This window comes from Haloferax massiliensis (genome assembly GCF_001368915.1).
Lineage (GTDB): Archaea > Halobacteriota > Halobacteria > Halobacteriales > Haloferacaceae > Haloferax > Haloferax massiliensis.
In genome coordinates, this window is sequence record NZ_CSTE01000002.1 from 223195 (window position 1) to 233981 (window position 10787).

Here is a 10787-nt window from a genome sequence, read left to right on the forward strand (position 1 = left end):
ACCGCGACGCAGTATAACGTTCTTCCATGAACGTAGATGACGTCGACAGCATCACCGTTCTCGGAGCGGGCAACATGGGCCACGGCATCGCGGAGGTCGCGGCACTCGCCGGCTACGACGTCGTGCTGCGCGACATCGAAGACGAGTTCGTCCGAAAGGGCTACGACCAAATCGAGTGGTCGCTGAACAAACTCGTCGAGAGAGACCGACTCTCGCAGGAGGACGCCGACGCCGCGCTCGCCCGCGTCTCGACTGCGGTCGACCTCGGCGAGGCCGTCGCCGACGCCGACGTCGTCATCGAGGCCGTCCCCGAGAAGATGGCCATCAAAAAGGAGGTGTACACCGAGTTGGAGGACCACGCCCCCGACCACGCGGTGTTCGCCACCAACACCTCCAGCCTCTCTATCACCGAACTCTCCGAGGTGACGGCGCGACCCGAGCGCTTCTGCGGGATGCACTTTTTCAACCCGCCGGTCCGCATGGACCTCGTCGAGGTCATCTCCGGCGCGCACACCGCCGACGAGACGCTCGACCTCGTCGAAGACCTCGCCGAGTCGATGGACAAGACGCCCGTCCGCGTCCGTAAGGACAGCCCCGGCTTCATCGTGAACCGCATCCTCGTCCCGCTGATGAACGAGGCCGCGTGGATCGTCCACGCCGGCGACGCGACGATGGCCGAAGTCGACGCCACGACGAAGTACGACATGGGCCTCCCGATGGGGAGCTTCGAACTCGCCGACTACGTCGGCATCGACGTGGGCTACCACGTTCTCGAATACATGCACGAGGTGCTCGGCGACGCCTACGAGCCGTGTCCGCTCCTCTCGGAGAAGGTCGAGGCGGGCGACCTCGGCCAGAAGACCGGCAAGGGCTTCTACGACTACGAGGACGGCGAGGGCGCTGAGGTCCCCCACGACGAGGGGAGCGAGGCCGTCAAGAACCGCCTGCTGGGCGTCATGGCGAACGAGGTCGCCGGTCTCGTCGAAAACGACGTGGCCGACCCGGCCGCCATCGACCGCGCGGTCAAACTCGGCGGGCGCTTCCCCGACGGCCCGGCGAAGATGGCCGACGGCGCCGGTATCGACGCCCTTGTCGACGCGCTCGACGACCTGCACGACGAGACCGGCGAAGAGCGTTACGAGGCCGTCGCGTACCTCCGCGACCTCGCGCAGTCCGGCGAGGGCTTCTACGGCGGCGAGGGGTCGTCCGACGACGCTCCCGCGTTCGACGACATCTCCGTCGAGGTTCGCGACGGTATCGGCCACATCACCCTCGACCGCCCGCACCGTCTCAACACGATTAGCATCGAACTGATGGACGAACTCTCCGAGGCGCTCGACGCCCTCGCCGACGACGACGAGGTCCGCGCCGTGCTTCTCACGGGGGCCGGCGACCGCGCGTTCTCCGCCGGGGCCGACGTGACGAGCATCGCCGCGGGCGGCGGCGACGCCGTCTCGGGCGTGGAAATCTCCCGGAAGGGCCAACAGACGTTCGGAAAGCTCGAAGCGCTCGACAAGCCGGTCATCGCCGGAATCGACGGCTTCTGTCTCGGCGGCGGAATGGAACTCGCCATGTGCGCCGACCTCCGCATCGCCACGGAGCGCTCCGAACTCGGCCAGCCAGAACACAACCTCGGGCTCCTCCCCGGCTGGGGCGGCACGGTCCGTCTCCAGCGCATCGTCGGTACCGGCCGCGCGAAGGAGATTATCTTCAGTGCCGACCGCTACGACGCCGAAACGATGGCCGATTACGGCTTCATCAACGAGGTCGTCGAGAACGACGGCTTCGAAGAACGGGCCTACGAGTACGCGAAGCGGTTCGCACAGGGACCGCCGGTCGCCCAGCGCTACACCAAGCGCGCCATGCACAACGGCTGGGAAGACACCGACTCCGGACTGGAAGTCGAAGCACAGGCGTTCGGCCTGCTGTTTACCACCTCCGACCTGATGGAGGGCATCGCGGCCTTCACGAGCGACCGCGACCCCGAGTTCACGGGCGAGTAAGCCGCCGTCGTGGGTGGGTTCCTCTCACTTACCCACGATGGAACGCAACGCTTAAAATAGTCCAACGACCACTCGTGAATGCAGACGCTCGGTTGGTGTAGTCCGGCCAATCATCTTGGCCTTTCGAGCCGAGGACAGGGGTTCAAATCCCCTACCGAGCATACCATTCTACCGCCGTCCCGCGTTTTCGAGCCGTGAATCCGGTTGTGATAGCCAATGTTTCAGGCCAAGCCGATTCACTCGACTCGACGAACTCGACGCCGTCTTGCGATTAGCCGTTTTGTCCGGCCACGTAGATTCGCCGGGTTCAAACAGAACCGCAGGTACGGCCGCTGGAGGCGGCGTTCATGAGCGATCTGGACGAGCTACCGGTCGTCACCGACGCCTCGAAGGAGTACCTGAACCCCCGCCAGTTACTCGACTACCGAGCCGAACGAGAGGCGTGTCTCGACTGGCTGCTCACCTTCGGGAAGAAGCCCGACGAGGCGAAGGGGTACGCCCTCGGGACCATCAAGACGGGTGCATACCGGATGGACCGATTCTACCGGTTCGTCTGGGAACGAGAGGGTGGGTACACCGCGAACGTCACCCATGAGCACGCCGACGCGTGGATGAAGCACCTCGCACGCGGCGAATCCGGTGCGGCGCACAAGCGCAACTGCCAGAAATCGACCAAGCGACTGTTCAAATGGCGACAACACGAGCACGGCCTCGGAGAGTGGAAGCCCGATATAACGTTCGCCGCCGACTCAAGCACGAACCCTCGTGACTACTTGACACGCGACGAGCGCTCGGCCGTGCGTGAAGCGGCACTCGAATACGGATCCGTCCCACACTATGACAGTCTTACACCAGCTGAGCGTGACCGCTGGAAGCGGTACCTCGCCCAGCGGTTCGAGAAGCCGAAGTCCGAGGTGACGCCGGACGACTGGGGCCAAGCAAACGGGTGGAAGATTCCGTCGCTCGTCTGGACGAGCCTCGACGCCGGACTCCGGCCCATCGAGGTAGAACGCTCCACGGTTAGTTGGATCGATACGGACAACGCGGTGCTCCGAATCCCGAAAGAGGAGAGCTCGAAGAACCGCGACCACTGGGTCGTCGGACTCACGTCACGTACCGCGCAGGCGCTCGACAACTGGCTCGAAGAGCGCGAGACGTACCCCGTGTACGACGACACGGACGCGATCTGGCTGACGCGGAAGTCGAACCCGTACAACACGAAGACGCTCGCGTACCTCTTGCGGCAGCTCTGTGACATCGCCGACATCGACGCGACCCACCGGCAGATGTCGTGGTACGCGATCAGGCACTCCGTCGGGACGTACATGACCCGTGAGGAGGACCTCGCGGCGACGCAGGCACAGCTCCGCCACAAGAGCCCCGAGACGACGATGAAGTACGATCAGGTGCCGGTCGAAGACCGGCAGGACGCGTTGGACCGGATGGGGTAGCGCTGGACGCGAGAAACAACGTTTCCTATCATAACTATTACTTGATGTGGTCACGGGGGGTGTCCAGAATTATTTTGGGTCTACAGCCGTTTTCAAGCGATACCTATCGGTAGTCTCACGGGGTTGTCCAGAAAACCTCCCAGATAGCTGTTAGAAAATGGTGATTCTACGCTGGGCGATTTCGAGCATTCCGCTGTAGGACCGCGTAGGACGAATCACGCGTCGGTGGAATAGTATTATTTTGAGTCGATCTCCGCTCTAGAATTGGTAATTCAGGTAGGCTACAGATGTTTGTTGGCAGAACTTTGAACCAGGAGATCTGTTGAAAGCCACAATCGGTGATAGTTTTTCGAGGCCGTGCTGAATACAGCGCGCGTACCTTGTACCCGAAGTCTGTACGAAAACACCGATTCCTAAGCCTACATAGCGACGACACATTATGAGATGAGCCGGACTAACAGCACTTTAGTGAGGTACTGGATGAAGTAAATGCATAACGAGACCCCAAAATTATTGAATTACTCAGCTGGGTCATCCGATGAAAGACTCGACACCTTGTCGAGCGTAATAAACAAGAACCCCATCGCCGCTGCAATGTTTCCAGTGTATAAGAAGAGAATCGTCGTTATCGCAGCAATCGCTGCGATTCTACCGTCGGAGATATGGGATCCAATTGCGGCGGCACCCGCATGGGTTGAGCTCCAAAAGGTCAAATACAATTTCCCGGCTGTTTCCCTATCGATGTTGCCGAGCTGGGCAACGGCCTTCGCCCCCTGTTCCTCGTAGCTTTCTCGAACCTCTGGTTCTTCCTGAAGTTCCTCTTCGTCGATCTCATCGATAACTGAGTACGCTTCCCAATTATCGGGTGGGGACGACGCTGCAGTGGAAATCGCTCCAATGAATTCTTCATCGAAGTTGAGATTGGCTTCTTCGAAGACGCGTAACGTGGGAAGAATTGCTTCCCGCATCTCTTCAACTTGGAGACTAAAGCTTTCAATAATCGGTGCGACCGGAAACTCGATTTCCGGCATTATCACGGGGAGAATTGGTTCAATTGTCGGTATTTCAAATCGGATTCCTTCCAAAAAGGAACCCATCATGTCCTGTAGTGGTTCGAAGAGTTCTCGATATGGGCGATATGGATTGTTGGGGAGTGATTGATCCAGGTCAATCCCGTCAACATCGTGTTCCCGGAGATATGCACCAACGAACTCCACTACATCCTCCCGAGCTTCCTCGTGAGTTCGATCGTTGTTCTCGGCGATCTCCTCTATGCTCCGCCCCGAAAAGAATTCCCGACCGGCGGTATCAGCGTGACCCGAAGCGTAGCCCGAGAGTTCGGTGAAGATACGTGCATAGATTGAAAGGAGCCAGGTAGCTTCCTTTTGATCGAGTTCTAGAATCTCGCTTACGAGGTCAATCGCATCAGCGGGGCTTTCAAACTCTGATTTTTGGTACAGGTCCCCCGCTTGCCTTATTAGTTCACAATCCTCAAACTCGGCGTAGGCCAGGTTCTCTTTTCGACGTTCTTCAAAGTTTGAATCGAGCAATTTGTCCGCAACCTCTTCCGGGGTGGATTCCAATTCTTCCTCGTCTTCTGGTTCCTTATTCTCGTCTGTCATTAAAGGCCGGTCACATCCAAGTTGGGAAAATGTTTCTCTCAACCATTCTTCATTTACTGGCTGATCTCGTTCCCAATTTCTACTCCACCTATTGATCCCACGTTGCTGAATGTATCCTCTATGTGTCAGGCACTTCCTATCAAGGTCCAGAGGATTCAACAATGCCTCGATTCTCTCTTTTCTCGGTCATTGGACCTCTGAATCTGTCTGTAGAGCATGATTAATCCGTGCTGGACTGTAGATTCATGCTAGATGCTACTCGGTACGTACAAGCAGTCTGGGGGAAGGCATCACGACCACCTCGTCTTCGTCATACTGAACGCCGAGGGCCACGGCCTTCGTCGAACCGAACACAGATACTACAAATGTGACTGCGGTAATCCGCTAAGCCCACGAGAACTGGACCTCGGGGACCGTCAGAAGCAGTCTTGGCCGGATTGCATGCCGTGGCGAGAGGGTGGACAAAAGCGGTGTCCAGAATGTGGCGAACGGTTTTCCACGTCTCAGGAGCAGTGGGTGCGACCGCGTGGATACGACGTCGTCCCGGACGACGAGTACGACGAAATCACCGACGAGGCTCGGGGCGTTGTCTTCGACCAGTACGATGGAGAGTGTATCGCCTGCGATCAGTCCGCCGATGCGGTTCACCGGATAGTTCCCCCGCGGTACGGGGGGTCTGGTGACCCCGACAATTTAGTCCCGGTATGTGACGAACATCGTCACCGGCGAGGGCACATATTCCTCGACATTCTAATGCCGTGGGAGTGGGAGGACGTGAGCGGTTTAGATTGGGAGTCGTACGTGGAGCGTCTGCGTGAACAGTATTCCAGCGGCGACTCGACCGCCGCAAATAGAGTTGTGAGCCTCTGTGATGACATGCTCGAACGGGGAAAGCCACAGAATCCGAACCCCTACGCCGAGAGCAATCTCGATGACCCGGTCGAGATCGACGACGCGGTCGACGAGGGTGAGTCAGCTACTCCAGAGAACGTCAAGGTCATCATCAAACGCGTCGGTGAGCAGTATCCCGACGCTGCTGGAGCACCTGAGCGAGATGTGTTGTTCGTAATGCGAGACCGATTTGACATGGATAGAGAGAGGGCGTCATCTACCATCGAATCGCTGCAGAGTAAAGGCGAGGTCTATCGTCCAACCGACACGACTCTGGAAGTCGTATAGAGGGCGAGAAACACGTTGACGGGTCGAATAGACGATTTATCGGTTCTAGGCACGTCGCAACAGATCAAACATTGACGGCCTAACTTCGTCGAGTGGTTTACGCCGCAAGGTCGATGATTACGGCTTTGACGGTCCGATAATTCAGCACGGACTCTCTGGGCTCTCACCTACCGAGGATTTCGATGGCATTCTGAGTACCGGATTACCGGTGGACAACTGACCTCACGGTTAAGCGGATGAGGTCACCGAGGGCCCGCATCAGAGAATGCTCCCGACTTCACGCTTCATTTCATCAGTCGGGTGAACGTACCGCGCAGCCGATTCCGTACTGTTCTGTCTGAGCGTTTCGGCGACGATTTTCAGATCCCGGTACTCCTCGTACGTGTACGTGGCGAGCGTGTGCCGGAACGAGTACCACGTGAGCTTTCGGCCTCGCTCGCTAATCCCTGCCTCTTCCATGAGGTTACGGAGGAGGTAGTTGAGGTTCTGAGACGAGTACGGGTTCCCCTTCCGATTAAGCCACACGTGGTCGTCGTCGTCGTATTTGGCGATGTTCGACCGCTGCTCCAGCCACCACTCCAGCGTGTTGGCCGCTTCGTTCGGAAGGGGCTGACGCCACTCCGAATCGTTCTTCACCGCGTACTCTCCCGGGATTACAATCGCTTGCGTACTCGGGTCGTACCAACCCGCACGCATTCGTCCGACGAGCGCAGGTCTCCAAGCGGCGGCTTTCTCGGTCGCAATCAATGACGGGATTTTCCAATTCTCGTTGAGCTTGTTCCAGTCCGCCGGTCGGACGTCGGCCTTCGGTTTCCCCAGCTCTTGGGCCAAGTACGCGTACCACCGGTCCCGTTCGTCGGGGGTGAGGTCGTTGTACTTCGGGATGGATTTGTACGTGAGCGAGGTCTCGTACAGCAATCTCACTTCTTCCCGCGTGAACGGATCCGAGTTGTTCTTCGAGGGCTCGTCGCGGAACACGATCTTGGGTTCCCAATCGACTCCCCGGAACTCGAACCAGGTCACCAGCGCGTTCGAGATCTTGCGCTTGCTTCCCTCGAAGTATCGCTCACCGTCCCGACGGCGGAATTCGTCCGTGTCGAGCGCTTCGATCGCTCTGTCCGCCTGATCTGGATTGATTTCCGTGGACACCTCGTCCTCGACTTCCCAGAGCCACCGGACGACTTGTAGGACTCGTGAGACGCGTGTCTCGACTGATTTATCCGCGTAACCTATCCGTTTCCGTGGATTCCTTCCCTCCGACCGGAGGTACCGCTCGAACTCCGAGAGCGTCGATCTGAACACCGTCTGTTGCCGCGAATTCAGCTGCGGGAACGTCCACCTCTCGTCGCGGTCGAAGGGACCGGTCACCATCGTGACCACCGAGAGTTGCCTCGCCTCGGCTGATGGATGACCGTTTTCGGTTCCGCGTGTGGGAATCGGATCTCTCCCGACCCCGCGCGGTTGCGGCCACCAGTTCGATTATACGCTGTATACATTGGAGTGAAATTCTTCAGAAACCTGCCCGGTTTAAACGTTAGTGTTGGCTGGCTGATTGCTCCCGATTGGGTGATAACTGAATTCCACGGAATCAAGGAGGTAGAAGCAGTTTACCGGGAGATATCATATTGAACGAACGATGCCGCGGAGGGGAATCGGCTCTCGATTCTGCGGGTCCTTTCCACGGATACTGCGGTCTACAAACGATCCATCAACGCCAGCACTACGTCCTCTCTAATACCGGCACGAACTGCGATCGTCCCGCGCGTTCAATTAGTGGATTTCGCTGGCATCCACGATATGGTCGTGCTGTCAGTCTGTCGGTCGGGCCGTCAGTGCGGATTTCGGTTTCTGCTCCCCTTTCCCCCTCCCTCTCGGCGGGAAATGGCCGAGTCTGGGGCGAGGTTTCTTCCCTGAGTGGCGGTTTTGCCGGTGTGATGAATCACGCACTCGACGGTGACGTCGTCGGTGAGTCCGAGCACTCGACCGAACCCGCCGTCAACGGCACACGTCTTCGCAGAACGAGTCGCGCCCAAACGTACCCCTCGGGTGGTACCCCGAGACTCACAACGACCGGAGAAATAGACGATTCACCGGTCTCGCCGGCCGGTCTGGAAGCATTGAGACGCGAACAGATAGACGGCGTCATCGACCGTCTCACGGGAGACGACCGAGAACTTCCACCGCCATTCTCGAAGTTTGAGCTCTACCGAGCCGCCGCAGAGATCGGCGTCCCCGTCTGGGAACCAGACGCGAAGAGTCAGTTCAAGGACCGCGTCCTCGACCGCCTCGATTACGAGTGGGACTCGGCGTCGGGGTCGTTCGTCCCGATCGTCGGAGACCGACTCGTCGAGAGCATCGAACGCGTGGCTGAGACCGTCGTCTCGGCTCTCGATTCCGACCTGCCACAGTCACTCAGCGAGCAGCTCGACAAGTGGTGCGACCTGCACGGGTTCGATTCGGTCGAGAGCGAGACGATACGAACGACCGTCGCACGGCAAGCAGTTTTGAGTGTCCTAGTCAAAGCGACGTTGTACGAATGGTACCACCGGAGGGGCGACGTCTCGCCCCTGTCGAGGGACCCGCGGCGAGACTTTCAACGGGCCCGGCACCGAACGGACGATCCGGCTTTCGAAGAGTTCGTTCTCGACCGAGTCGCGGCGTTCGCGGACGATGACGCACTGGAAGCCGTCTTAGGGGGCCGATTCCGACTGCTTCACTCCGTTCGACCAGCTGACGACTTCGGGTCGGTCTACGAGTCCGTAACTCCGAACGAGGCTCGAAAGGCGGCGCTCGGCCAGTTCCGAACTCCCGCCGAGATCAGCGACGCTATGTACTCGTGGGTGACGAACGGTGACGCCACCGTTCTCGACCCGGGGATGGGAACGGGCGCGCTGTCGGTCCCGCGCCACTCGCGCTGGTCTCTGTCCACGGACCCGTCACACGTCGACGGGATCGACCGCAGCCCGCTCTCGCTGTTGATGGGTCACACGGCACTGACGCTGTGCGGACAGGACGGCGAGATGCGCTCGACCGATTTCCTGGACCTCGTTCCGGAGGATCTTGGGACTGACATCGACGGGATCGTCAGCAATCCTCCGTACACGGCCGGCGACGCGCTCCCGCCCGCGTACAAAGAATCCATCAACGCGCGGCTGGAGCAGTCCACCGGCCTCGATATCAGCGTGCGGTCGGCCCTGTACGCGTACTTCGTGTACCACGCCCGCGAGTTCCTCTCCGAGGGAGACCGGGCGGTGTTTCTGACTCCGCAAAACTACCTGTGGAACGACTACGGGAAGTCCCTCAAGCAGTTCTTGCTTGATGAATTCGCCATTAAAGCGCTCGTGCAGTTCGATTCGGACGGCGATTCGGTATACGATACCGCCCAGTCCACCGCGCTACTCGCGTTCTTAGAGGTGCAGTCTGAAGGCGAGAAAGACGAGCTCACTCGTTTCGTCCGGCTCGACGAGTCCGTCGACGAGAGTACGCTTCGAGACGCTGTGAGAACAGATAACCACGGAGAAACTGAGTGGGGGTTCGTCAACTGCGTTAAACAGGCGGAGCTCGACCGGTGCGAGAACTGGGCACGGTTTTTCGATCCGTGTCCGATCGACACCAGCGGTCTTCCGTCGCTCGGGGAGTTCGTCGATATTCACCGGGGAAAGACGACCGGAAGCACCGCGGCGTTTTGCTTGTCACAACAGGACGTCGACGAATACGGAATTCCGGAACGCCACCTGACCAGACTGATACGTCGTCCAGAACTCGTTTCGGGGTACGATTTCCGCGAGGAAGACTGGGAAGCGTTACGAGAAGACGGAGATGATGTCTGGTTGCTGGACCCCGACGATCTCCCCGAAGTACCGGAATCGATAGCGGAGTTCGGTGAGGAAATCGCGTCCGTGACGGAATTGGACTTGGAGACCGAATCCACCGGATCGAAAAATACGGTTCAGTACTTGCAACATGCGGCGGTCGAACACGACCTGTTCGAGACAGAAGCACTCGAAAACCGGGCGTGTTGGTATCGTCCTCGTCGTCAGGCGTCGCCCCGAGTTCTAGTTCAAGACGCCGGCCGAGACGGGTTCGATTTCGTCTCAAACGAGACTTGCGCACGGAACATCAACAACTTCCGCGGGATCTACAACGCGAACCTCACTGACATGGAACTCAAGGCCTTACTCGCGTATCTCAACAGTCACATCGGTCAACAGATCATCAACCATCACACGGAACCGAAGCAGGGAGGATACGAGAAGCTCAGCATCTCGGCACTCAAGGAACTACCCGTGATCGACCCCACCACCTTGGACGATGAAACCGCGAGAGACCTCGCGGCGGCGTTCGACGATCTGTGTCAAGCAGCTCGGTTTGAGGTCGATCAAGAGCCGGTTATCGATCGCGTCGACAAAATCCTTGATCGAGTACCCGAGATAGCGTCTGCTTCTTCTATTGAGGAATCTCCTATCGAGTATCCGATCGAAGAAACCCTGTGAGTCAGGTCTGTCGTCGTCTTCCCCATCACTTGTCGAACA

The 10787-nt window shown here is 58.7% G+C and carries 6 protein-coding genes and 1 tRNA gene; 5 read left to right on the plus strand and 2 right to left on the minus strand.

Features of this window, described 5'->3' with window-relative positions; genetic code table 11:
- The first annotated feature begins 26 nt into the window (after positions 1–26).
- From BN996_RS05315 to BN996_RS05325, 3 genes are all read left to right on the plus strand, one after another.
- The gene (locus BN996_RS05315; protein ID WP_089777493.1) at positions 27–2003 is read left to right on the plus strand and encodes a 3-hydroxyacyl-CoA dehydrogenase/enoyl-CoA hydratase family protein; all 1977 of its coding nucleotides are present in this window, start codon (positions 27–29) and stop codon (positions 2001–2003) included.
- An 86-nt stretch (positions 2004–2089) separates the two neighbouring features.
- Positions 2090–2164 (plus strand) — tRNA-Glu (locus BN996_RS05320).
- Between the two features lie 186 nt (positions 2165–2350).
- Complete coding sequence (locus BN996_RS05325; RefSeq protein WP_089777494.1) at positions 2351–3454, plus strand: tyrosine-type recombinase/integrase; 1104 nt, start codon at positions 2351–2353, stop codon at positions 3452–3454.
- 518 nt (positions 3455–3972) lie between these two features.
- Here BN996_RS05325 and BN996_RS05330 read toward each other — a convergent pair.
- Positions 3973–5076 carry a hypothetical protein gene (locus tag BN996_RS05330; RefSeq protein ID WP_089777495.1) on the minus strand — a complete coding sequence of 368 codons (1104 nt, stop codon included), beginning with the start codon at positions 5074–5076 and terminating at the stop codon, positions 3973–3975.
- Between the two features lie 252 nt (positions 5077–5328).
- Between BN996_RS05330 and BN996_RS20345 the strand changes: the two genes are divergently transcribed.
- The gene (locus BN996_RS20345; protein ID WP_209446884.1) at positions 5329–6255 is read left to right on the plus strand and encodes a hypothetical protein; all 927 of its coding nucleotides are present in this window, start codon (positions 5329–5331) and stop codon (positions 6253–6255) included.
- Positions 6256–6513: 258 nt separating this feature from the next.
- Here BN996_RS20345 and BN996_RS05340 read toward each other — a convergent pair whose 3' ends face one another.
- Complete coding sequence (locus tag BN996_RS05340; protein WP_089779835.1) at positions 6514–7626, minus strand: tyrosine-type recombinase/integrase; 1113 nt, start codon at positions 7624–7626, stop codon at positions 6514–6516.
- 563 nt (positions 7627–8189) lie between these two features.
- On the opposite strand from BN996_RS05340, the gene BN996_RS05345 reads away from it, so the two are divergent.
- On the plus strand, positions 8190–10748 hold the full coding sequence (locus tag BN996_RS05345; RefSeq protein WP_089777496.1) for an N-6 DNA methylase: 2559 nt from the start codon (positions 8190–8192) through the stop codon (positions 10746–10748).
- The last annotated feature ends 39 nt before the right edge of the window (positions 10749–10787 follow it).